Source organism: Bradyrhizobium sp. dw_411 (genome assembly GCF_018449695.1).
Classification (GTDB): Bacteria; Pseudomonadota; Alphaproteobacteria; order Rhizobiales; family Xanthobacteraceae; genus Bradyrhizobium.
Genome location: NZ_JAAVUY010000006.1, coordinates 188,686 through 213,282 on the forward strand (window position 1 = coordinate 188,686; position 24,597 = coordinate 213,282).

Consider the following 24,597-nt stretch of genomic DNA (forward strand, 5'->3'; position numbering starts at 1 on the left):
TCAGGTGAGCATGACCCGACGGGACGCCGGTGCCTGCGTGTCAACCTTGACTTTTTTAGCTTTGGTCCGCTCGCTCAACCGCTTACGTGTGACCGAGAATAACACGATGAGAACCGTGACAACGCCGAGCATAATGCGTTGCAGGTAGGGCGATACACCGGCGAGATCCATGCCGTTCGAAAGCGTTGTGATGATCACGCTGCCAAGGATCGTCCCCGCGACGTTGGCACGGCCACCGCCGAGCGTCGTTCCGCCCAACACGACCGCGGCGATTGTCTCAAGGGCAAGCCCTTCACCAAAGGTCGGCTGGCCCGACGCCGAACGCGCGGTGTAAATGAGCGCCGCAAGGCCGAACAACGCACCGGCAACAGCATATGCCGTTGCCTTCCAGAGCCGCGTATCGATGCCCGATGCCGCAGCGGCCTCTTCCGATCCGCCAAGCGCGAACAGAAACCGCCCGCTCTGCGTGCAGGTCAGCCAGTACCAACCGGACACCGCAACCAGGAAAAGGCAGATGAACGGAACGGGTATCCCAAGGACCGTACCGGCACCGATGTAGAGGAAACTATCGGGCACTCCCTGCACCGGCGAACTTTGGCTGAAGAGGTATGCGAGCCCGCGCGCGATCGACAACATACCGATGGTCGCGATAACCGGCTGAACCCGCAAGTAAGCTACCGCGACGCCGCTGGTGGCTCCGGCCAGCGCGCCGGCAGCCACGCCGGCCACCAGGCCGAAAGACGCGCCGAAATGCACAGCCGTCAACGCAGCACTGACGCTGGCCAATGCAACAACGGCGCCGGTGCTGATGTCGATACCAGCCACCAGCACGACAAGCATTTGCCCGAGCGCGGCGAGCGCAAGCGGCGCAGCCTGCCGAAGAATATTGCTCGCATTCCCGCCCGTTGCAAACGAAGGCACCTCGATCGAGAAATAGCAAACAAGAATGCCCAGCACGACGGTTGCCGGACCGATCGCGAGCGCAAGCTTCCGCATGGGTGCGGCACCGATCATTTCGCCAATCCCCATTTGAGGCTGATCGGCAGCCTGGATACATACTGGAAAGCGACGACGACAATCGTCACCGATCCGATGACAACCAGTTGATAGGCCGTATCGACACCGAGCAAATTGAGAATATTGGTGACGATCGCAATCGGCGCAGCGCCCAGCGCCGCACGCCAGATCTGTCCGTGGCCGCCGGTCATATTTATGCCGCCGATGGCCACGGCTGCAATCGTCTCGAATTGCAGGCTCGGGGCCAGACTGGGCGGCGCGCTATCGATCCGGCCCGTCAGAACAATCGCTGCAAGCCCCGTCAAAAAGCCGCCGATACAGAACGCATAGAGACGGTAGCGCTCGGGCGAGAGACCGACAATGCGTGCAGCATCCCGGTTGTCACCCACAAGATAAATCGCTCGACCCACGCGCGTGCGTTCCATCACCAGCCAGCAAAGCAAGACCGTGATGACCATCAACGGGACCGAAACCGGCACGCCCTTGATGAAGCCGCGGCCGAACCAGCTATAGCCGTCCGGCGGAAATTCGACCGGCAGACCGCCCGAGGTCAGGAACGCGAAGCCGTCCGCATAAGTGAGCATGCCGGCGGTCGCGATGAAGGCGGGGATCTTGAACCAGCCAACCAGTATGCCGTTAAGCGCACCGAGAGATGCGCCCGCGACGGCTACGGTGAGCCACGCAAGCAAGACTGAATCGGTTTGCACGCCGACCACGACACCCGCCACCCCGGCAAGGGCAACGACGGCACCCTGCGACAGGTCAATATCGCCAGCCGTGATAATAATCGCCTGGCCGAGGCTCGCTATGACTAGCGGCGCCGCTTGCATCAATATGTTGATAAGATTACGTGACGACAGGAACCGCGGCTCAAGGAAGCTGACAGCGACTATCGCGCCGGCGAGCACTGCGGGAATAAAGAGCTGAGTCAGGCGAAAGCGCCGATCAAGCGACACGCGCCGCCCCTCCATCGCCATAGAGTGAGTTCACCAGCGCGGCGACCGACAGCTTCTGTTTCGGCAACTCGTCAACAATGCGGCCGCGGCGCATCACCTTCACGCGGTCACAGATCAGCGCGGCTTCCATTAGATCGCTTGTTAAAACAAGAACAGCGCCCCCTCGCCCGGCAATCTGTCGCAATAGCGCATAGATCGCCTCCTTGGCACCGACATCAACGCCGCGCGTAGGCTCAGCGAGGATCAAAATCCTTGGATTTCGCAACAGCCAGCGACCGAGCACAACCTTCTGCTGATTGCCGCCACTTAGCGTCGTCACTGGCGACGACGCGTCCGGCGTATTGATCGCGAGCGAATGAATGATGTCGTCAACCTTGCGACACTCGTCGCCGCCCGCGATAAAACCGGCGCGTTTGGTCAATTCCCGCAACAAACCGGCACTCGCATTGCGCCTGACGCTTGATTTCAGCATCAACCCCGTCTGCTTTCGGTCCTCCGGTACGAAGGCGATGCCCGCCTCCATCGATCTGCGCGGCTCCGGCCGGTGGTCTTTCCCGAATACGGAGATCATACCCTGGGACATAGGCTGAACTCCATGAATGACCCGGCCCACATCGACAAAGCCCGACCCGAGCGGGCCGACGACGCCGACAACTTCCCCCGCGCGAATGGAAAATGTCACATCCTCGAACACGTCAGCGCACGAGAGCCCTTGCACATGAAGTGCAGTCTGCCCCAAGGCTCCCTCTGCCCGGGTCGAAATTGTCTCAAGGGACCGGCCGATCATTGCCTCGATCAGCGCGTCATCAGTGACAGCAGCGAGCGGCTGCGAAAGGGCCAGCCGCCCGTCACGCAGCACGCTGACAACATCGCCGATGCGCCGCACTTCCTCCATACGATGCGAGATATAGATGAGCCCGAGCCCTTGCGCCTTCAATAAGTGCAACCGCTCAAGCAAAGCATCGACCTCGGCCGCGCTTAACGCTGCGGTCGGTTCATCGAGAATAAGTATCTCGGCCTTGCGGGCCAGCGCTCGCGCGATCTCCACAAGCTGTCGCTGCGCGACACCCAGAGTTTCGACCGGCGCATCAACGTCCAGCCGCACTCCGAGGCGCGATAACATCTCTGCGGCGTCCTGTCGCATCTTCCGACGATCGATCCGGCCGAACGACCGGCGCGGCATTGCGTTCAGAAAAATGTTTTCGGCAACGCTTAGCGTTGGCGCGAGATGAATTTCCTGATGGACAACGCGCACGCCGTGCGCGGCTGCGACGGCCGGATTGCGCAAGTCGACTGTGTTGCCCCTGATGCGGATTTCACCGCCATCCGGCTGCAACAGACCGCCGATCATCTTGATAAACGTCGATTTACCGGCGCCGTTCTCTCCCATCAGGACGTGAACAGTTCCCTCTTGAAGCGTAAAATCGATCCCATCGAGAACGATATTCGTCCCGAAGCGCTTCGTCAGTTTTGTCGCCGACATCAGCACCGACGCGACCATGGCGATCCCTGCTCAGGAGAATGGTTGAACCGTCTTACGATACGTAGCGTTTCGTTATTCGCACAAGCGCAAATATTCGGCACGAATGCCGCATTTTTTGCCAGCGTGGTTTCAGGGCGACAATTCAGGAGGTGCGATAGCCGCTATGACCGTGATCTATCGAGAGTAGAAGATAGCCAATCGGGACCCGTCAATTGACGCGTCCACGCACAGCAAGTCACGGCGCATAAGAAAATCAGCTCAAAAAAGTGGGGCCGGCAGTCGATGCTGCCAGCCCTCGCACGCCGTAGGGCGCACAATCGCTATGGGCCGTTCAATAGTCGCTCGGCCCCATCGCCCACTCCCATTGGTCGTGGCCATGGGAGTAATTCATGTTGGTCGTCGCCGGATTGCGGTTGATGAGCGGCCGCAGATACATCGGATGGGTGACGCTGCGCACCTCATGCTCGATCGTAAACAGGTGCTTGCCGCTTGATAGATCGACGATATCGCGAAAACGATACTGATACTGGTTATCCTCGCTGAAGATCAGATCGCGCTCGGCGAGCCGGCGGTACGGACCCGAGAAATCCGAGACGTAGATCTGCACATGGTGGCCGTCATAGTCCGGCTGCGTCCGGTCGGTCTCGCGGAACAGCAGATACTGGTCTTTGCCGATCTCCACGCGAGCGAGAGTGCCGTCGCCATTGTGGAATTGCGCCGGCGTCCCCAGGATCTGCGGATAAAAATCGCAAATGCCTTTTGCGGTTCCGAGCGGAACATCGAACTCGACATAGGGAATGCCGAGCGTAATGCGCCCGAACCGCGCGGCGTCCGGCTCATAGCAGCGCACATGATTGCCCCAGGGGCAGATCGCCTCGACGTAATCATTATGCTCGCTGAAGGCGAATTTGGTGCCGTGCAATTTCTTGGCAACCGACGCCAGCCGTTCGAGCAGCGCGGCACGCCCCGAGATCACAAGGCCGGTATGGCCGCGCAGCACCTGCGCTTCGCCGCTCGGCAGATGAAACTGGTTGCGACCGGCATTGATCCACATATTGGTGTCGGACACCATCAGATAGGGATCGCGCGTCAGCCCGAGCCCGGTCACATAGAACAATGTCGCCAGATGCTGGTCGGGGACCTGGACGTTGACGTGTTCGAGGTGAACCGAATTGCCAAGGTCTTCTGCGGCGCGGTCGAATTTCTGCTGCATGGATGCATTCCCGGATGCGTTAGGGCGTATCATAGGCAAGGGTGACGCCTAATCCAATACTTCGGCGATATGGATTGCGGCGGCACTGTAGGGGCGTCATCGCACAGGCCTGACATCGCCGGCATGGCCGTCCCAGGCCCGCGTTTCCTCGGTCTCGACGAAGCCTGCCTGCAATTCGGCGTTCGCGGTCTCCATGTCGACGCCGTCAACCCAGCGTCCGACCACCAATGTCGCGATGATGTTCGACGTCAGATTGGTCGCGGCACGGATTTCTGCCATGAAGCGATCGACCCCGAGCAATAATGCAATACCGGCGACCGGCACCGCATCCACCACCGGCAGCGTGGCCGCGAGCGCGATGAAGCCGCCCCCGGTGACGCCAGCCGCGCCCTTCGAGGTGAACAGCATCACGAACAGCACGCTCAATTGGTGCCAGATCGAGAGGTGAACGTTGAAGGCGTTGGCGAGGAACAAGACCGCCGTGGTCATATAGATCGCGGTGCCGTCCATGTTGAAGGAGAAGCCGCCGGGCATCACCAGGCCCACGACCTCGCGCGATACGCCGACCTTCTCCAGCTTCTGCATCGAGCGCGGCATCATGGTTTCGGCCGAGGTCGCCGCGAACACGAACAGGATCTCGTCCTTGAAGTAATTCAGTACCCGGAAAACATTGAAGCCGGACAGTTTCAGGAAGGCGCCGAGCACGATCAGGACAAATAGAATGCTCACAAGATAGACCGAGGCGACGAGTTCGCCGAGATCAAGCAACGTCCGCAGGCCGTATTTGCCGACCGTAAAGGCCATCGCGCACAGGGCTGCGAGCGGCGCGAAATACATGATGATCCGCACCATGCCGAACAACGCGACCGAGGCTGACTCCAGGAACGACACCACCGGCTTGCCGCGTGACTGCGCGATGCTGAGCGCCGATCCCAACAGCACGGCAATGAACAGCACCGGCAGGATGTCGCCCTTGACGAAGGGCTCGATGAACGACGCCGGGATGATCGACTGCAGGAAGTCCGACAGCGTCACGGTCTTGGCGAGCTTGGCATAGGCATCGACCGCCTTGGGATCGAACGCCGCGGGATCGGCGTTGAGCCCGACGCCGACCTTCCACAGATTGCCGACGGTCATTCCGATCACGAGCGCCAGCGTGGAGGCGACCTCGAAATAGACCAGCGCCTTGACACCGACATTGGCGACGCGGCGGATATCGCCCATCTTGGCGATGCCGACCACGATGGTGGTGAAGATGATCGGCGTCACCACGACCTTGATTGCGCGCACAAAGGCGTCGCCGAACGGCTTGAGATAGGCCGAAAAATCCGGATAGGCGTAACCGACGAATGCGCCGAGCGCGACCGCGATCAACACTTGCACATAGAGCTTGCGATAGAGCGGCGTTGCGGCCTTGGCCGGCAACCCGATATTGGCAATATCGGAAGTATGATCGACTTCGAGCGCGGACATCGATTTTCCACCCAGCAGCGAAAGACGGATCGATCAGGTCTCAAGTTCTTCTTGATTCGTTTTATTTGCAGCTCGCGCAAACGCGCCGCCGCTGGCCGCTATCGCGGCCAGCGTCTTGCTTAACGCCAACTACTCGGCCGCCACGCTCTTGATCGCGGCATGGCCATGGGTCTTTACTACAACCTTGATGGCGTCCTCGATGCGCTCGCGGGCGTATTTCAGCGCCGTCGGCAGGTCTTCCAGCGCGAAGGTGTGGGTATGCACCTTGGTGGCGTCAAATCGCTTCTGCGCCATGAACGCCTCGGCGCGATGCGTGGCGCTCTTGCCCTCGCCCCGGATGCCGTAGATGTAGATGTTGTTGCGCACGATATAGGCGATATCGACTTCGGCGGGCTTGCCCGGAAATGCCGCCAGACAAATGCGCCCGCCGCGATTGACCATGCGCGCCGCTTCGTTGACGGCTTCCGGCGCCCCCGAACATTCGACGACATAGTCGACGCCCTTGCCGCCATTGAGCTTGCGAACGGCCGCAACCGGATCTTCGTTCCTGGCATTGACGACGTAATCGGCGCCGAGTTCGAGACCGATCTTGAGACGGTTGTCGCGCGTGCCGGTCAGGATCACCGGATGGGCACCGAGCGCCTTGGCGACGGCCACGCCGAGCAGCCCGATCGGTCCGGGCCCGGTGACGACGACGCTCTCGCCCGCGACGAGGCCGCCGAGTTCGGTCAGGCCATACATCGCTGTTCCGGCGGTGACGACCAGCGTCGCCTCTTCGTCCGACATCGCGTCGGAGATCGGCACCAGCGTGTTGATGCTGTTGACGGCGTATTCGGCAAATCCGCCATCGGTCGTGAAGCCGTTGGCGCGGTGTCCCTTGTCGACGTCGCCGTAGTTCAGGCCGTAATTGTGACACGCCGTATACATCCCCTCGCGGCAGCGCTTGCACTGTCCGCAGCCGGCGTGGATTTCAACGGTGACGCGATCGCCGATCTTGTACTCATCGACGCCGGGTCCGAGCGCTGCGACGGTGCCCATATATTCGTGGCCCGGCGTAAAATTCTTGTTGTAGGGCAGACCGCCCTGGATCATCGCCGGCGGGCCGTGATGGATGATTTCGAGATCGGTAGCGCAGATCGCAACCGCGTCGATCCGAACCAGAACTTCGGCCCGTTTCGGCACCGGCACCGGTTTGGTGGTCAGGGTCAATTGATCGGGATCGCCCAGCACCCAGGCGCGCATCGTGTCGGGAATCGGAAAATCGGGCGAGGTCTTGACGTTGTCGGGCTTGTACATGGGGTCTCCCTGGGTGTGTCCTGATACATTGGGCCGCAGCGTGATCTGCTGACTAAATCAACACGACCTGGCACTACGCGTTCCGCCGGTCATTCACCGGCGGCTTTGATGGATAAATCCTGATGGGATGGATGGACGCCGAACTGCCGCGAATGCCGTCGCCTCCCCCCTGCGGGCGGAAAAATCGGCACAACGCTGTAACCCTGCCAAGTACTTTAGTTGCGAAGTACTTCTCATCTCTCGCTTGCGGATTCCATTACCGCGCTCCACCCGTTGTTATTTTTATCGCTGCAGTAGGGACAATCTTCGATCCCAAAGCAAATGAATTTTCGTCCCGCCGGCCACTTCAGTTTCCGGGTGTTTTGACCATGTGAAACTATTGCGGATACCGGAGGCTATTGAAAGTTCTGCGGCGAGCCGGTGAGACAGGTTGCCATTATGCCGGCCGTGCCCGGCGCCCCCCGGTTAATGATTATTTAGGAATCAGCACTACAGCTTAAGGCCGCTTTTCCTCAAGGGCGGACCGGCAGCATGACTGACTCAGACATCCTAAGTCGCGATATCCATGCGTTACAAGAACTGCAAAGGGTCGCCTGGGGCCAGTTGGCAAGCCCAAGCCTCACCACGTTCGATCGCCGCGAGATTCGAAACCAGATCCGGCAGAGCGAAGTCGAACTCAAGACATATCTGAAAATGAAGTCGGAGCGCGCGCGCTTTCCCGTGTACACGCCTCCGGATTCCAACTACCGCCGCCCCGTGCGGCCCAGCTTCCGGCTGCTGGCCTCGGATTAGAAATTACCGAAACCAGCGACGGACCGCTTCCTGCAATCCGTCTGCGCTGTTCTCCTCGCCGGCCCAGGCAACGCAGGCATCGGGACGGATCAGCATCGAAGGCCCCGTATCAACGGTGACGCAACGTATCCTCTGCGTCGTGGCGGCAACGAGTTCCGAAGCCTTCTGGCCGGTTGAAGCGTCGAGAAAAACGCCCATGCCATCCTCCATGACTGCGTACAGCGAGGTCTCGATGTCACCATGACTGATCGGCCGATCGCCGATCAGTCGTCCGACGTCGTCCCGTTCCGATCCGAGATCGTAACGGATGGAAAGGCCGCTGATCATTTCGCCCATGAAACGATTGACGTCGTCGAATTCCAACAGCTTCGCCACCACATCGCGCATCGCGGCCGACTGTGGATCTGGCCGCATGATAGCCGCTTGCGCGAGCGTGTTGGCCAGAACGGCTTCGGCGACGGGCCGACGCTCGGCCGTGTAGGTATCGAGCAGGCTTTCGGGCATCTCGCCGCGAATGACCGCGGCGAGTTTCCAGCCGAGGTTCGCGGCGTCCGCGAGCCCGAGGCTCATGCCCTGACCGCCAAACGGCGAGTGGACATGCGCCGCATCGCCGGCAAGCAGCACGCGGTCCCGGCAGTAGGTATCGGCAAGCCGCGTATTGTCGGTCCATCGGCTGGCGTTTTCGAACGCCTTGACGCGGACATCCACGCCGCTGACACGACGCAACACAGCCTCGAACTCCTCCCGTGTCACCGGCGCGTCCCGGTCTTTCGGCGGCCCGCTAAAGTCCAGCATGAATATCCGGCCGAGGAGAGCCCCGAACATGCCGCCTGACGTATAACGAAAGCCACGGGGGAAGCGTTCGAGATAGTCGACTTCGGCCAGCGCCTGATACATCGTCAGCGTAGGTTCCGAGCCGGGAAAATCGAAGCCGGCCATTTTGCGAACACGGCTGCGCCCACCGTCGCAGCCGACGAGATAGGAACAGCGGATATGGCCTTCGCCGGTCGCAGAGGTCCACGCCACATCGACGCCGTCCACATGCTGCACCAGTCCGGTCACGTCACATTCGCGGTGGATATCGATTCCGAGGGAACCCGCGCGATCGGCCAGCATGGCTTCGATGGCTTGCTGGTCCACCGGACTGCTGCGCCGTTCCGGCTCCTTCTGCGCGTCCGCGCGGATCAAGACCAGGCCTGCGAAATGACCGCTGATCTTCGGCCCACCACCACGCGGGCTCGCTCCGTTCAGCCCGCCGAACTGCGCCATCATCGCCATGCTGCGCGCCTGTGCGGCAGCGATATCGGTAGCCATGCCGCGCCGCTGCAGAGCCTCGATCCCCAGCGGCCCGATGCCGCCTGCCTTCAAGACCATGCTTGGGGCGGCCAAGCGTTCCAATACGACGACGTGCACGCCGCCCAAAGACAGCTCGATCGCTGCCAAGAGCCCGACCGGACCGGCTCCCACAACAACGACATCTGCCTGATTTTCCATCGCTTTTATCATATACTTAATCCATATATGTACTTAGTACATATATGGATATGTTATCGGGAGCTCCATGTCAATTCCATCTGACCTTCGATCCCGTAAGCGCCTTGCCACGCGACAAGGTATTTCCAACATCGCCACGCGCCTCTTCATCGAGCGCGGCTTCGATCATGTGACGGTGGACGAGATCGCAGCCGCCGCCGACGTCGGACGGATGACGGTGTTCAATTACTTCCCCCGCAAGGAGGACATGTTCTTTGATCTCGACGAGGAAGGCCGCGAGATGCTGCGCGAAGCATTGCGGCAACGCGATCCCAACATCGCGCCGATCGAGACGTTACGTCTGCTGGCGCATCGGATGATTGCGGACCGAAGCCCCTACGCCGAATTTTCCGCCAGGAGCCAGCGCTTCATCGACACGATCGAGGCCAGCGAAACCCTCAAGGCGCGCGCCAGGGCGATACGCGATGAGCTTGCGCAAGTCGTCACCGTGGCGCTGTCAGAATGCGTAGGGCGACAAGCTGCCGATCCCGACGCCTATCTGGCGGCCAGCCTGCTCCTGGCGACCTGGACCGCAGCTTTCATCGAGGCTCACCGGACTTTTCGAGAAACGCGAAATACAAAGGAAGCGAACGCCGCCTTTCTCGCTGCTGTCGATAAGGGAAGCACCGGCTTGAAAGCCGCAATGGCTGGGACGCCTTACGCCTGAAGGTGGCAATTACCGATCTGAAGAAGATCGCATCGCCTCAACCCCTATCAAGCAACCCGCGGCAGTCCGCCGCCGGCGAGCCGGATCGCCGCACGTTCGGCTTCCCGGGCGTTGCGAAACAGCTGTCCGTCCATCGAATAAAAGCGCTGGGTTGCCGCGAAAAACCGGTAGCCCCCGAGATCGCGCACGACGATACCCGCCGCCTTCGAGAGAACTTCGATGATGTAAGAGTCCGACATTTTACTATTCCGCGCCCTTTACGCTCAATGCGCGCGGATAACCGGAATGGTGAGGAAAAGTTCCGGGTGATGAAAAATGCACTTAGCCCGTCATTCCGGAGCGCATCGAAGATGCGAACCCGGAATCTCAAGATTCCGGGTCTGGTGCTGGCGCACCATCCCGGAATGACTCCTCACCCTCACACGGAAACCGGTGCCTCGACCTGCGCAATCACCTGCGGATGGCCCTGATCGTCGATCGAGACATAGGTAAAATTGCCGTCGGTCACCAAAATGGAATGCACTTCCCTGCGGCGAAGGACCCAGGCCTCCAGATGCACGGTGATCGAGGTCTTGCCGACACGAACCAGGCTGGCGTGCACGGAAACGAGATCGCCGACGAAAACCGGCTTCCTGAAATTCATCGCCTCGATCGCCACCGTGACGGTGCGCGACTTGGCGGTCTTGGAGGCGAACACGCCGCCGGCGAGATCCATCTGGCTGAGCAGCCAGCCGCCGAAAATATCGCCATTCTGGTTGGTGTCAGCCGGCATCGCCAGTGCGCGCGTGCAGAGATCGCCGTTGGGTTCGGTTTCCATGTTCGGCGGGGCGTGAACGGCGGATGTGTCGGTCATGTCTGGGGAGCCCTGTCGAATCGGATGCGGCGTTACTTGAAACTATCCCAGCCGGCATCCGGCGTGAACCGGCCGCCGAACTTCGCCGCCAGCTCACGCAGGGCCGAGGCGACATTTTCCGGTCCGCGGCTGCGCGCATAATTCAGCGGACCGCCGCGAAATGGCGCATAACCTGTTCCGAAAATCATTGCGCCATCGACAGTATCGGGGTTGTCGACAATGCCTTCGCGCAGGCAGGCGACGCAGACATTCGACATCGGCAGAACAAGCCGGTCGATCATTTCCGGCGTCGGCTCGGCGGTCGAGGCCGAACCGGAAGACTTGTCGGCCTTGCCGTCCTTCCAAAGATAGAATCCCTTGCCGGATTTGCGGCCGAGTTCGCCCTTGGCGACTTTTTCACGCAACCAGGCCGGCGTCGGCGGCAAGAGATCGCCGAACTTCGAGCGCAGCATGTCGCCGACCGCCAAACAAATATCGAGACCGACCTGATCGGCCAGCTCGATCGGCCCCATCGGCATGCCGAACTTTTCCGCCGCGGCATCGATGGTGGTCTTGTCGATCTTCTCATCCAGCATCACCATCGCCTCAAGCATATAGGGCGTCAGCGCGCGGTTGACGAGAAAACCCGGCGAACTCTTGACCGGCAGCGGCAGCCGGTCGATGGCGCCGACAAAGGCCAGCGCCTGCTTCAGCATTTGCGGATCGCTGCCGTCATGGCTGACGACCTCGACCAGTTGCAGCCGGGAAACCGGATTGAAGAAGTGCAGTCCGACCAGCCGCTCCGGAGATTTCAGCGTCGTGCGCAAGTCCTGCAGCGGGATACTGGAGGTGTTGGTGGCCAGGATCGCGCCGGCCTTCATCTTCGGCTCGAGGCCCGCATAGACCTTTTGTTTTAGCTCGAGCTTTTCCGGCACCGCCTCAATGATCAGATCGGCATTGCGCACGCCCTCGCCGTCGAGATCGGGCACCAGCCGGTCCAGCGCGTCACGCACATCGGTGCGCTTGTGGATGATCTTGCCGAACAGATCGGCGGCGCGCTTCATCGCACCCGCAATCGGCTCCGGCTTCATGTCGGCGAGCGACACCCGCAAGCCTTGATTGGCGCACCACGCCGCGATGTCACCGCCCATCGCGCCGGCGCCGATGACATGAACATGGGAGATCTTGTTGCCGGAGCCCGCGGTCTTCTTCATCTCGTCACGCAGGAAGAATACCCGGATCAAATTCTGCGCCGTCGGCGTCACCATCAGGTTGGCGAATGAGGTTTTTTCAGCCGCGAGCATCGCGACCTTGTCGCCGCCGTGCTTTTCCCAGAGATCGATCAGCGCATAAGGCGCCGGATAATGCTCATGCGGCGCGGCCTTTTCGGCCTCGGCGCGCATCCGCGACGCCAGGAAGCCCTTGACCGGACCGAGATTCAACACCGTATTGAGCAGAACCGGTCTGGCGCGCTTCAAACGGCCGAGCACCGCATCCTTGACCGCGTTGCGCACGTGACGCTCCTGCGTCACGGCATCGACCAGCCCGAGCGACTTTGCCTTGCGCGCATCGATGGTCTTGCCGGTCAGCATCAGCGTCATCGCCTGCATCGGATTGACCAGGCCCGTGAAGCGCGCGGTACCACCGAGGCCGGGATGCAGGCCCAGCATCACCTCGGGAAAGCCAAAGCGCGCGCCGTCGATCGCAATGCGCGACTGGCAGGCCAGCGCGACTTCGAGACCGCCGCCGAGACAGAAGCCATGGATCACAGCGACGGTCGGAACCTTAAGTCCTTCAAGACGGTCGATCACCGCGTGGGCCTGCCCGATCGCCGTTTCGACCGCCTTTGGATCGGTCGCGCCGCGAAACTCGTTGACGTCGGCGCCGGCGATGAAGCCGGAGGTTTTTGCAGAACGAATGACCAGTCCGGCCGGGCGCTGGCTTTCGAGCGATGCCAGTGCGGTGTTGAATTCCGCCATGACATCCGACGACAGCGTGTTGGCGCTGGCGCCTTCGCGATCGAACAATAGCCACGCAATGCCGTCGCTATCGCGCGTCAGCTTGAAATGGCGATAGGGGCCGCTCTCGGGCTTGGGTCCAAGCTCCAGCACGCGGTCACCGAGAACGTCCATGATCCTGCTATCCATGATCACACCATCTCGATCAGCATCGCGCCACCCTGCCCGCCACCGATACATTCGGTGGCGATGCCGCGTTTGGTCCCCAAACGCTTCATCGCATTGACCAGATGAAGCACGATGCGATTGCCGCTGCAGCCGACGGGATGCCCGAGGCTGATGGCGCCGCCATCGACATTCAATCTGGCGCGATCGATCTGCCCGGCTGCGCCTTCAAGGCCAAGAATCTCGCGGCAGAATTTTTCGTCTTCCCAGGCCGCCAGACAGCCCAGCACCTGCGTCGCGAACGCCTCGTTCAATTCCCAGGTCTCGATATCCTGCAAGGACAGTCTGTGGCGCTTGAGCAGTTCGGTCGCCGACAGCACCGGACCGAGGCCCATGATGGAGGGATCGAGCGCCGACCATTGGCTGTCGACGATCACGGCCTTTGGCGTCAGGCCATGCTTGGCGACGGCTTCCTCCGATGCCAGGATGGTCCATGAAGCGCCATCGGTGATCTGCGAGGAATTGCCGGCGGTGACCTGGCCCCAGGGCCGCTCGAATACCGGCTTGAGCGCTGCCAGTTTCTCCGGCAAGGAATCCGGCCGCACGCCGTCATCGTGATCGTAGAATTTGCCGTCGCGCGCGAACGCGGTCTCGACCTCGCCTTTCAGAAAACCCTGCGCCTGCGCGTTCGCCAGCCGCTTGTGGCTTTCCACTGCATAGGCGTCCGATTGGGCGCGTGTGATACCGAAGAGATGCCCCACCACTTCGGCGGTCTGCCCCATGTTGAGTTCGGTGATCGGATCGGTCAGACCGCGTTCGAGCCCGATGATCGGCTTGAAGAATGACGGCCGCGTTTTGGCAAGCGCCGCCAGCTTGGCGACAATGCCCTTGGCGCCGGCCAGTCCAGCGAACCAGCGCACGCCCTGCTGCGGCCAGACCAGCGGCGCATAGCTCAACGCTTCCGATCCGCCAGCCAGGATCAGATCCGAAACACCCTCGCGGATGTAACGATAACCCGTATCGATCGACTGCATGCCGGAGCCGCAATTGATCTGCACCGTGAAGGCGACCATCGCTTCGCCCATGCCGAGACGAAGGGCTGCGACCCGCGCCGGGTTCATCTCGTCGGCGATGACATTGACGCACCCCAAAATCACCTGATCGAAGGCGGTAGGCGCGAAGGGTTGCCGCGCCAGTAGCGGCCGGCCGCATTGCACGGCGAGATCGACCGGGGTGAACGGTCCGGGCCCGGTACGCGCTTTGAGGAACGGCGTCCGGCTGCCGTCGATAATGTAAACTGGTCGCGCCATCAGCTTGCCGCCCGCGTCTCGCCAAGTTCCTGGAAAAATTGATGCACGTCGGCAGGCTTCTTGTAAATCGGCGACAGCGCCTCGGGCGCGAAATCGTCGACCTCGATCACTTTCGACACCGCTTCATGCGCCGCCACGAGCTGATCGCCCTCGACCTGCGTGATGATGCCTCTGGCCACGGCTTCTTTCGCGTCGCGAATATGCGCAGCCCGCATCCGCCTGGCGATGTCTTCCGCGCCGGTGACCAGCAGGAACGCCTTCTCCAGCCGGGCGATGCCGCCGTCGTCGTCAACATGCGACAGATCCGGCGTCAACCGATCGCGCGCCGCCGACGGCTCCAGGATCAACTGCGCGCATTGATGAATCACGCGATCGGACGGGCCGAGCACGCGCGCGCCAAACGGCTGGATCAGGAATGACAGCACGAAGGCGACGAACCGGTTAGGCAGGTTTGCGAGAATTTCCGCGAAGCGGTTTTCGATGGTGCGAAAGCCGCTCGCCATGCACCATTCAAGCAGGACGAAATCCGTGGCCTGACGGCCCTCGTCCTGCCACCGCTTCAGCGCGGCCGACAGCAGATATAATTCGGACAAGATATCGCCGAACCGCGCCGAGAGCATTTCCTTGCGCTTGAGCGCGCCGCCCAGCGTCAACAGGGCCATGTCGGCGCAGAGCGCAAAGGCCGTGGAATAACGCGAAAGCTGGCGATAGAATCCGGTCGCCTCCGCGGCGTCGGGCGCCGGCGCGAACATCCCGCGGGTCCAACTGCGGCCCCATGCCCGGAACAGCGTGGTCACGCTGTGGCCGACATGTTTCCAGAACGCGGTGTCGAAGGCGTCGAGACCCTTGGCGCGATCAGACTCGCCGAGCGCATTCATTTCCTGCAGCAGATAGGGATGCGCGCGGATCGCGCCCTGCCCGAACACGATCAGATTGCGGGTCAGGATATTGGCGCCCTCGACCGTGATGCCGACCGGGACCGAGCGATAGAGATTGCCGATGTAATTCTGCGGGCCGTCGATCACGGCCTTGCCGCCATGGATGTCCATCGCGTCATCGATCGCGATCCGCATCCGCTCGGTGGCCTGCAGCTTCATGATGCCGGAAATGACAGCCGGATGATGGCCCTGATTGAGCGCCGCACAGGTCAGCCGCCGCGCGGCATCGAGCAAATAGGCGGTGCCGGCAATCCGCGCCAGCGGCTCCTCGATCCCCTCGAATTTTCCGATGGGAACATTGAATTGCTCACGGATGCGGGCATAGGCGCCAGTGGTGCGCGCGGCATAGGCCGCACCGGCCGCGGACAGTGACGGCAGCGAGATGCCGCGCCCGGCGGCGAGCGCCGTCATCAGCATCTTCCAGCCCTGGCCGAGACGTTCCTGGCCGCCAATGATGTAGTCCATCGGAATGAAGACGTCCTTGCCCCAGTTCGGGCCGTTCTGAAACACCTGCATCGCCGGCAGATGGCGATGGCCGATGGTGACGCCGGGCAGGTGGGTCGGGATCAGCGCCACGGTGATGCCGAGTTCGTCCTGCGATCCCACCAGATGGTCCGGATCATACGCTTTGAAGGCGAGGCCGAGCAGCGTCGCGACCGGGCCGAGCGTGATGTAGCGTTTGTGCCAGTTGAGGCGTAGCCCCAGCACTTCGCGGCCCTCGAAATTACCCTTGCAGATGATACCGCTGTCGATCATCGCGGCCGCATCGGAGCCGGCTTCCGGGCTTGTAAGCCCGAAGCAGGGAATATCGCGCCCATCGGCCAGACGCGGCAGCCATTGTTGCTGCTGGTCCTTGGTACCGAAACGCATCAGCAATTCGCCGGGGCCGAGCGAGTTCGGCACCATCACGGTGACGGCAGCGGCCAGACAACGCGACGAGATCTTCCGCACCACTTCGGAATGCGCATAGGGCGAGAAGCCAAGCCCGCCATATTCCCTGGGGATGATCATGCCGAAGAATTTATGGACCTTGATGAAGTCCCAGACTTCCGGCGGCAGATCGCGCCATTCCCAATTGATCTTCCAGTCGTCGAGCATCGCGCAGAGTTCATCGACCGGGCCGTTGAGAAAGGCGTTCTCTTCGGCGGTCAGGGTCGCCGGCGCATTGGCAAGCAGTTTCGACCAATCGGGATTGCCGGTGAAGAGGTCAGCGTCCCACCAGACATCGCCGGCTTCCAGCGCCTCGCGCTCGGTGTCCGACATCGACGGCAATACGCCGCGCGCCCAGGAGAAGATCGGCTTGGTGACGAAATCGCGGCGAAAGCTCATGGCCATGTCCTCATGATCGAAGCGAAGCGATTTGGCAGCCGGCCGGCTTGCCGGCGCAGAACAGGTGATTCAAATTAGCAGGAAAGCACGGGCAAGACAGCGTGAGATATCCGTCGCACCGGGAGTTACGACATAAAGGTAACGCGAAACTGATAACGGCCGGGCACCGCAACGGTTCCGGAAAACGCAATGTTAAGCGTTAGTTGCTGCGGTGCGGCTCAATCCGGCCGCGCCATCTCGAACATCGCCTCGGGCTTGATCTCGAAATAGTCACCGCGACGCCCGGCACGCACGATGGGACGTGCCAGCGCGGTTTGGTAGACGCCGTCCTTGATCATCGCCTTGTCGATGTGGACAGCGACGACTTCACCCAAGGTCAGCCAGCCCGGCACCTTGTCGCCGTCCTTGTTCTGCAACTGGATGATTTGCGTCAACTTGCATTCAAACGAGACCGGGCTTTCCGCGACCCTGGGTACGTTGACGAGCCTGCCCGGCACAGCGGTCAAGCCGGCGATCCCGAATTCATCGACATCGCGCGCGACATGCGCCGCGGTGGCGTTCATCTGCGTCGCCAGATCCCGGGTTGCGAGATTCCAGACGAACTCGCCGGTCTCCTGGATGTTCTGAACGCTGTCTTTCAGCGACGTCGAGGAGAACCCGATGATCGGCGGGATATAATTGAAGCCGTTGAAAAAGCTGTAAGGCGCGAGATTGACGTTGCCTTTGGAGTCGCGCGACGAGATCCACCCGATCGGACGCGGAGCAATGATCGCATTGAACGGATCGTGCTTGAGGCCGTGGCCGTTGACCGGCTCGTAATAGTGCAGATCTTTCGGGCTTGATGCGTCCACGTCGGTATTTCCTCTAGTTTGGCAGTCATTGCGAGCGGTAAGACGCTCCGTCATTCCGGGATGGTCCGAAGGACCAGACCCGGAATCTCGAGATTCCGGGCTCGATGCTTCGCATCGCCCCGGAATGACGGAGAAACTATCAGCTTTCTCGCTATTTCGCCAAACGACCGCGCGGCGCAAGCCCTGCAATGATAAAATCGATCATCTGGTCGAGCGACGGCCCCGGCTTATTGGCACATTGCGCGATCATCTGCGGATGAAAGAACCGCATCATCGCCGTGCAGGCGCACATCGTCGTGACCGGGAGATCAGCCGTCTCGAACTCGCCCGAAGCCACGCCCTCGGCAATGACCGTGCCGATGGTCTCGGTGATGTGCTCCATGTGGGCGACGCAGACTTCCCAGCTCTCTTCCATCGCTATCGCAACCATCTCGTGCAGCTTGGAATCGCCGACATAGCGCTCGGAATTCATGCGATGGATGGTTGTCAAAAGCTCCCGCAAGCGGATCGCTACCGGTCCGCGTCCCGACGCGATGGTCCGCGCCGCATCCTCCACCTCACCCATCAAGACGCGCGCAACGCCCTCGTGAATCGCCTTTTTCGAATCGAAAAAGCGATAGACGTTGGCCGGGCTCATGCGCAGCAGCTTGGCGATGTCGGCGACGGTGGTCTTCTGGTAGCCGATTTCACGGAACAGGCGCTCCGCCACCTCGAGAATACGTTCCCGGGTGTCCTGCTCGATATGTTCCGAAACCAGCGTCATGGCAGTACTCAAATCAGCGCGCTTAATCTTCAATTATTCCGCTGCCTCAGCAAGCGGAAATGCGGGTTGCGCGTGATCCCCGTGTTGCGATGCAGGATCAAGGTGCTCGCTCGGGCCGCTTTCCTCGAGGCTCTTGCGGAACCAGAGGGCGTAGAGACCCGGCAGGTATAGCAGAGTGAGGAAGGTTGCAACAAACAAGCCGCCCATGATGGTGATCGCCATCGGACCCCAGAACGCCGAGCGCGACAGCGGGATCATCGCCAGGATGGCGGCGAGCGCGGTCAGCACCACCGGACGGGCCCGCCGGACCGTGGCCTCGACGATGGCCTCCCGGCGTGTCAGGCCGTGGGACACATCGGTTTCGATCTGGTCGACCAGAATCACCGCGTTGCGCATGATCATCCCGGCCAGTGCGATCAACCCAAGCAGCGCCACGAAGCCAAAGGGCTGGTTGGCGACATTGAGGCCGAGCGAGGCGCCCACGATTCCGAGAGGAGCGGTCAGGAACACCAGGATCAGCCGCGAAAAGCTCTGCAACTGGATCATCAGCAGGGTCAGCATCACCAGCACCATCAGCGGAAACAGCACGAAGATCGAGGCATTGCCCTTGGCAGATTCCTCGAACGCTCCGCCGGCCTCGATCCGGTAGGCCGGTTCCAGGCTGTCGCGGATTTCCTGCAGCTTGGGCCAGATCTGGTTGGTCACGTCAGGCGCCTGCACGCCATCGGCCACGTCACCGCGCACGGTGATCGCCATGTCGCGGTTACGCCGCCACAGGATCGGTTCCTCATGGTCGTATTCGATCTTGGCGATCTGCAATAGCGGCACCGCGACGCCATTGCGTGAGGTGACGGTGAGATCGCCGACATGGCTGAGATCGAGCCGCTCGGACGGCACCGCGCGCGCGACCACATCAACCTTCTCGATACCGTCGCGCACGGTCGTGACCGGCACGCCCGAGATCAGCATGCCCAGCGCCTGCGAAACATCCTGCGGGGTCAGGCCGAGCGCACGTGCGCGGTCCTGATCCACCACCAGCTTCAGATAGGGCGACTGTTCGTTCCAGTTGAGCTGCGGATCCCTGATGTTCTCGTTCTGCTTGACCACGTCGCGCACCCGGTAGGCGATATCGCGGACGGTCTGGGGGTCCGGGCCGATCACGCGGAATTGCACGGGGAAGCCGACTGGCGGTCCGAAGTTAAAGCGATCGACCCGCACCCGTGCTTCGGTCAGCGTGCCGTTCTCGACCGATCGTTCCAGCCGCGCCTTGATCCGCTCGCGCGCCTCGACATTCTTGGCGACGATCACGATTTCGGCAAATGCCTCGTTCGGCAGTTGCGGATTGAGCCCCAACCAGAAGCGTGGCGAGCCCTGACCGACATAGGCGGTGTAGGTCGCGATATCCCTGTCGTCTTTCAGCAGCGCCTCGGCCTTTTTCACGGACTGCTCGGTGACGCCAAACGCCGTCCCTTCCGGCAGCCGCAACTGCAGGAACAGTTCGGGCCGCTCCGACAGCGGGAAGAACTGCTGCTGCACATGGCCGAAGCCCACGATCGAGAGCACGAATATCCCGGCCGTCGCCAGCACCACCTTGATCCGGTGGTTGACGCACCACTGAATCATGCTGCGCAGAACGCGATACATGCGAGTCTCGTAGACTGCATGCGGATCGTGGTTGTGGCTGACCGTGATATTCGGCAGCAGCTTGACGCCGATATAGGGCGTGAAGATCACCGCGACGAACCAGGACGCGACCAGCGCGATCGCAACGATCCAGAAAATGCCGCCGGCATATTCACCGACCGCGGAATTGGCGAATCCAATCGGCAGGAATCCGGCCGCAGTCACCAGCGTACCCGTCAGCATCGGAAACGCCGTGGATTCCCAGGCAAAGGACGCCGCGCGGACGCGATCCCAGCCCTGCTCCATCTTCACCACCATCATCTCGACCGCGATGATGGCGTCATCGACCAGAAGACCGAGCGCGATGATCAACGCGCCGAGCGTGATTCGATGCAGGTCGAGCGACATCGCGTTCATGACGATAAAGACGATCGCCAGCACCAGCGGTACCGACAGCGCCACCACAATGCCCGTGCGCCAGCCCAGCGCGAGGAAGCTGACAAACAAGACGATCGCCAGCGCTTCGATGAACGAATGCACGAATTCGCTGACGGCGTGCTCGACCACTTCCGGCTGGTCGGCAATGCGGTCAACATTGATGCCCTGCGGCACCGCCCTCATGAATTCGGCGGTGGCATCGGCGACATCCTTGCCGAGCTCGAGGATATTGGCGCCCTTGGCCGTGACCACGCCGATGCCGATCGCGGGCTTGCCTTCCTGACGCACCACGAAGCTCGGCGGATCAACGAAGCCATGCGTGACGGTCGCGATATCCCCTAAGCGAAACACGCGGCCATTGCTCTCGACCGGGGTTTCCGCCACCGCCTTGACGCCATCGAGCGCACCGGTGACGCGCAACGGCACGCGTTGCGAAGAGGTTTCTACCGTGCCCGCCGGCACGACATTGTTTTGCTTGGCCAGCGAATCGAACAACGCCTGCGGCGTGATCCCCAGCGTCGCCAGCTTGGCATGGGAGAATTCGACGAATATCTTCTCGTCCTGGGTGCCATACATATCGACCTTGGTGACACCCGGCACCTTCAACAGCCGCTGGCGCATGCCTTCGGCGGCTTTCTTCAACTGCGCGTAGTCGGCGCCGTCGCTGGTCATCATATAAAGGATGGAATCGACGTCGCTGAATTCGTCGTTGACGACGGGGCCGAGCAGGCCGGCTGGCAACTGGCCCTGTACGTCGGCCAGCTTCTTGCGCAGCAGATAAAACAGATACGGTACATCCTTGGGCGGCGTCGAATCCTTGAACGAGACCTGCATCGCCGTGAATGACGGCTTCGAATAGGTCTCCACCTTGTCGAAATACGGCAACTCCTGCAGTTTCTTCTCGATCGGATCGGCTACTTGCGTCTGCATTTCCGCCGAGGTTGCGCCCGGCCAGATCGCCGAGACGTTCACCACCTTCACCGTAAAGAACGGATCCTCCGCGCGCCCTAGCCCCCGATAGGAGAAGAAGCCAGCGACACCGAGCGCCACGATCAGGAACAGAATGAGTGCGGGATGGCTCACCGCCCAGCCCGAAAGATTGAACCGCTTCATCGCGCGCTCCCCGGATTGATCCAGATTAAAAACTTAAAACGACCAAAACCTAAAATGACAGTGACGAGACAACCCGGACCTTCTGGGCCGGATCGAGTTTCTGCACGCCCAGCACGACAACCTTCGAGCCGTCATCCACGCCGCCGGTAATGACGACGTCATTGCTGCCGTAGGACTTCACCAGCACCGGCTTCAGCGCGACTTCGCCCTTTGCATCGACGGTATAGAGCGAGGGATCGCCGCCCTGGCTGTACAATGCCGACAGCGGCAACCGCGCCACGCGTTCGGTCAGGGGATCGGCCAGCGTCAGCGTTGCGGTCATGCCGAGCGAGACCTTGTCATCGGCTTCAGGCAGCGAGAACTTGGCGAGATACGTCCGTGTCGCGGCATCGGCCTGCGGCGCGACCTCGCGCAGTTTGGCCACGTATTTCTTGTCGGGTTCGGACCACAGCGTCACGGTCGCCGTGCCTTCCTTGGCGCGGCTCAGAAGCGTCTCGGGGATCGCGACCACGGCTTCCTTTTCGGCAAAGCGCGCGACGCGAATGGCGGTCTGCCCGGACGCCACCACCTGCCCGGCGTCGACCAGGGTCGCGGTCACGACACCGCGGGTGTCGGCCACCAGCGTTGCATAAGAGAGGGAGTTTTTGGTGAGTTCGACCGAGCGCTCGCCGCGATTGAGGCGCGCCCGCGCTTCATCGGCGGCGGCCTTGGCCTGATCCAGCTGCGCATCGGTGGCCCAGCCTTTTGCGCGCAAATCCTTGGCGCGCTGCTCGGCGGCAGCGGCCTGCGCCAGCACGCCGGTCGCGGCGCGGAATTCGGCTTCGGCCTGTTCGGCCTGCAGCCTCAGATCGATTTCATCGAGCGTTGCCAGCGGCTGGCCGACATCGACGGTATCGCCGACTTCAACCAGGCGCTTTGCGATCTTGCCGGGGACCCGAAAACCCATGTCGGTTTCGATCCGGGGACGGATGGTGCCGACAAAACTGCGCTCCGGCGATTCCTGCTCATAATGCACCGTGGCGACCAGAACTGGCCGCGCGGGGACGGTCTTCTCGGCGACCTTGTCATTGCAGCCGGCCAAGGTAATGGCTGTAGCTGCCAGCAATGCGCCGGTTAATAGCCTGTAATAACTTGAGAAAATGGAACGGGCGAACATCTTTCTCTCCATCGGCTAAGGCTGATGAAGAGTGTTGATTATTCACTGACGAATGTCAACATTCGTCAGTGATCATGATTTCGTGAGGGTTGCCCAGTCGCGCCCGTCTGCGCCGCTATCGCCTCGCCTCCCCCACGCTTGCGAATTCCGCCTTGGTCTCGTGACCGCCGAGAAAAGCCAGCAGGCCGCCGATCAGCGGCAGTACCGAAAGCACCAATAGCCCGGTCGAGGTGCTTCCGGTTGCTTCCTTGACCCAACCGATCAGATAGGGACCGCCGAAGCCGGCGAGGTTGCCGATCGAATTGATCAGCGCGATCGCCCCAGCCGCCGCCGTGCCGGAGAGCCACGCGGTCGGCAGCGTCCAGAACACCCCGAAAGTGCAGAACACGCCGATCGCCGCGACCACCAGCGCGACCATCGTGACGCCCGGACTGTCCATGTAACCGCAGACGGCGAGCGATATCGCAGTCAGCAGCAACGGCGCGCCGACATGCATCACGCGCTCGCGCGTCGCATCCGAATGCCGCGCCCACAGGATCATCGCAATCGTTCCGAACACGTAAGGTACTGCGGTGACGAAGCCGGTCTGCGCGTTGGAAAAGCCGAACGCCTTGACGATCTGCGGCAGCCAGAACTGCATGCCGTAAAGGGCGCTGACAAATCCGAAATAGATCAGGCTCAGTGTCAGCACTTTTGGCGAGGAAAGGGCTTGGCCCAGCGTGAGATGCTGCGCGGCCTGCTTGGCCGCGGTTTCGCCCTCAAGCTTTTTGGACAGCCACGCCTTTTGCTCGGCTGAAAGCCAGTCGGCCTTGGCGGGCCGATCGGTGAGATAGAACCACGTGACGATACCCAGGATCACCGAGGGAATGCCCTCGATGATGAACAGCCATTGCCAGCCCTTCAGCCCCATCGCGCCGTCGAGGCCCAGCAACAGCCCGGAGAGCGGCGCGCCGAACACGGTCGAGATCGGCACCGCGATTGCAAACGCCGCCAGAAAGCGCGCGCGATACTCTGCCGGATACCAATAGGTCAGATACAGAATGATGCCGGGAAAAAATCCGGCTTCGGCGACACCAAGCAGAAAGCGCAGCCCGTAAAAGCTCCAGGTCCCCGATACCAGCGACATCAGCGCCGAGATGATCCCCCAGCTCACCATGATGCGCGCGATCCAGCGGCTGGCGCCGAATTTTTCCAGCGCGAGGTTGCTCGGCACCTCGAACAGGAAATAGCCGATGAAGAAGATGCCGGCGCCCCAGGCAAACACCGTCGGCGAGAACTTCAGTTCCGCGTTCATGGTCAGCGCGGCGAAGCCGAGATTGACCCGGTCGAGAAAGGAAAAGAAATACGCCAGCACCAGGAATGGAATGAGCCGCCAGGAGATCGCGCGGATGGTGGATGTCTCGATTTCGCTCTTCGCGCCGGGCGCGGCAAATAGGGTGGCGGACTGGCTCATGCGTTTCTCCCCCCGGAGTTTTGCTTTTGTTACTCGCGACTTGCCCACGTTCTAGCATCGTCTGCGCAAAATCTGCACGAAAATACGCAAATCCTGAGCTTATCGGACAAACGGCCTGCCAACCGGCCCGGCATCATCAGGCCATGGCAAAGATCATCTCCCTCCCCATTCGGCGACCGCAACTGCCCCGCCGGCTCGTGAACGACGGCTGGTGGCTGGAGACGCCGCCTGCGCGAGC

General features: G+C 61.4%; 19 protein-coding genes. 2 read left to right on the plus strand and 17 right to left on the minus strand.

Features of this window, described 5'->3' with window-relative positions:
- From HB676_RS12095 to HB676_RS12120, 6 genes are all read right to left on the minus strand, one after another.
- Positions 1 to 1,014 (minus strand): ABC transporter permease, encoded by a 1,014-nt coding sequence (locus HB676_RS12095; RefSeq protein WP_213738024.1) that lies wholly within the window; start codon positions 1,012 to 1,014, stop codon positions 1 to 3.
- Entirely contained in the window at positions 1,011 to 1,973 is a 963-nt protein-coding gene (locus HB676_RS12100; protein ID WP_213738025.1) for an ABC transporter permease, read from the minus strand. Before HB676_RS12100 ends, HB676_RS12095 begins: the two co-directional genes overlap by 4 nt.
- Positions 1,963 to 3,474 (minus strand): sugar ABC transporter ATP-binding protein, encoded by a 1,512-nt coding sequence (locus tag HB676_RS12105; protein WP_213738026.1) that lies wholly within the window; start codon positions 3,472 to 3,474, stop codon positions 1,963 to 1,965. Before HB676_RS12105 ends, HB676_RS12100 begins: the two co-directional genes overlap by 11 nt.
- Before the next feature lie 313 nt (positions 3,475 to 3,787).
- A complete protein-coding gene (locus HB676_RS12110; RefSeq protein ID WP_213738027.1) occupies positions 3,788 to 4,669 on the minus strand; it encodes a hypothetical protein in 882 nt (293 codons plus the stop codon).
- Positions 4,670 to 4,765: 96 nt separating this feature from the next.
- A complete protein-coding gene (gene dctA, locus HB676_RS12115; RefSeq protein ID WP_213738028.1) occupies positions 4,766 to 6,142 on the minus strand; it encodes a C4-dicarboxylate transporter DctA in 1,377 nt (458 codons plus the stop codon).
- 129 nt (positions 6,143 to 6,271) lie between these two features.
- Entirely contained in the window at positions 6,272 to 7,438 is a 1,167-nt protein-coding gene (locus HB676_RS12120; RefSeq protein WP_213738029.1) for a zinc-binding dehydrogenase, read from the minus strand.
- Positions 7,439 to 7,969: 531 nt separating this feature from the next.
- Between HB676_RS12120 and HB676_RS12125 the strand changes: the two genes are divergently transcribed.
- Positions 7,970 to 8,230, plus strand: a complete 261-nt coding sequence (locus HB676_RS12125) for a hypothetical protein (protein WP_213738030.1) — start codon at positions 7,970 to 7,972, stop codon at positions 8,228 to 8,230.
- A gap of 3 nt (positions 8,231 to 8,233) precedes the next feature.
- On the opposite strand, the gene HB676_RS12130 is transcribed toward HB676_RS12125, so the two are convergent.
- A complete protein-coding gene (locus HB676_RS12130) occupies positions 8,234 to 9,724 on the minus strand; it encodes an FAD-dependent monooxygenase (RefSeq protein WP_213738031.1) in 1,491 nt (496 codons plus the stop codon).
- A gap of 67 nt (positions 9,725 to 9,791) precedes the next feature.
- Between HB676_RS12130 and HB676_RS12135 the strand changes: the two genes are divergently transcribed.
- Positions 9,792 to 10,430 (plus strand): TetR/AcrR family transcriptional regulator, encoded by a 639-nt coding sequence (locus tag HB676_RS12135; protein WP_213738032.1) that lies wholly within the window; start codon positions 9,792 to 9,794, stop codon positions 10,428 to 10,430.
- A gap of 47 nt (positions 10,431 to 10,477) precedes the next feature.
- Here the strand turns inward: HB676_RS12135 and HB676_RS12140 are convergent, their stop codons facing one another.
- The 10 genes from HB676_RS12140 to HB676_RS12185 all read right to left on the minus strand — a co-directional run bounded on the left by HB676_RS12140 (position 10,478) and on the right by HB676_RS12185 (position 24,359).
- Positions 10,478 to 10,669, minus strand: coding sequence for a hypothetical protein (locus HB676_RS12140; protein WP_213738033.1), 192 nt, complete (start codon positions 10,667 to 10,669; stop codon positions 10,478 to 10,480).
- A 179-nt stretch (positions 10,670 to 10,848) separates the two neighbouring features.
- Positions 10,849 to 11,283: an acyl-CoA thioesterase gene (locus tag HB676_RS12145; RefSeq protein WP_213738034.1), complete on the minus strand. Its 435-nt coding sequence runs from the start codon at positions 11,281 to 11,283 to the stop codon at positions 10,849 to 10,851.
- Between the two features lie 32 nt (positions 11,284 to 11,315).
- Entirely contained in the window at positions 11,316 to 13,409 is a 2,094-nt protein-coding gene (locus tag HB676_RS12150) for a 3-hydroxyacyl-CoA dehydrogenase NAD-binding domain-containing protein (protein WP_213738035.1), read from the minus strand.
- 2 nt (positions 13,410 to 13,411) lie between these two features.
- Entirely contained in the window at positions 13,412 to 14,695 is a 1,284-nt protein-coding gene (locus HB676_RS12155) for an acetyl-CoA C-acetyltransferase (RefSeq protein WP_213738036.1), read from the minus strand.
- The gene (locus HB676_RS12160) at positions 14,695 to 16,962 is read right to left on the minus strand and encodes an acyl-CoA dehydrogenase (RefSeq protein ID WP_213738037.1); all 2,268 of its coding nucleotides are present in this window, start codon (positions 16,960 to 16,962) and stop codon (positions 14,695 to 14,697) included. Before HB676_RS12160 ends, HB676_RS12155 begins: the two co-directional genes overlap by 1 nt.
- Positions 16,963 to 17,180: 218 nt before the next feature.
- Positions 17,181 to 17,813, minus strand: coding sequence for a flavin reductase family protein (locus HB676_RS12165; protein WP_346347322.1), 633 nt, complete (start codon positions 17,811 to 17,813; stop codon positions 17,181 to 17,183).
- A 151-nt stretch (positions 17,814 to 17,964) separates the two neighbouring features.
- Positions 17,965 to 18,576, minus strand: a complete 612-nt coding sequence (locus tag HB676_RS12170) for a TetR family transcriptional regulator (protein ID WP_213738039.1) — start codon at positions 18,574 to 18,576, stop codon at positions 17,965 to 17,967.
- 33 nt (positions 18,577 to 18,609) lie between these two features.
- Positions 18,610 to 21,750 (minus strand): efflux RND transporter permease subunit, encoded by a 3,141-nt coding sequence (locus HB676_RS12175; RefSeq protein ID WP_213738040.1) that lies wholly within the window; start codon positions 21,748 to 21,750, stop codon positions 18,610 to 18,612.
- A gap of 49 nt (positions 21,751 to 21,799) precedes the next feature.
- Positions 21,800 to 22,906: an efflux RND transporter periplasmic adaptor subunit gene (locus HB676_RS12180; RefSeq protein ID WP_213738041.1), complete on the minus strand. Its 1,107-nt coding sequence runs from the start codon at positions 22,904 to 22,906 to the stop codon at positions 21,800 to 21,802.
- Between the two features lie 115 nt (positions 22,907 to 23,021).
- Entirely contained in the window at positions 23,022 to 24,359 is a 1,338-nt protein-coding gene (locus HB676_RS12185) for an MFS transporter (protein WP_213738042.1), read from the minus strand.
- Positions 24,360 to 24,597 lie beyond the last annotated feature (238 nt).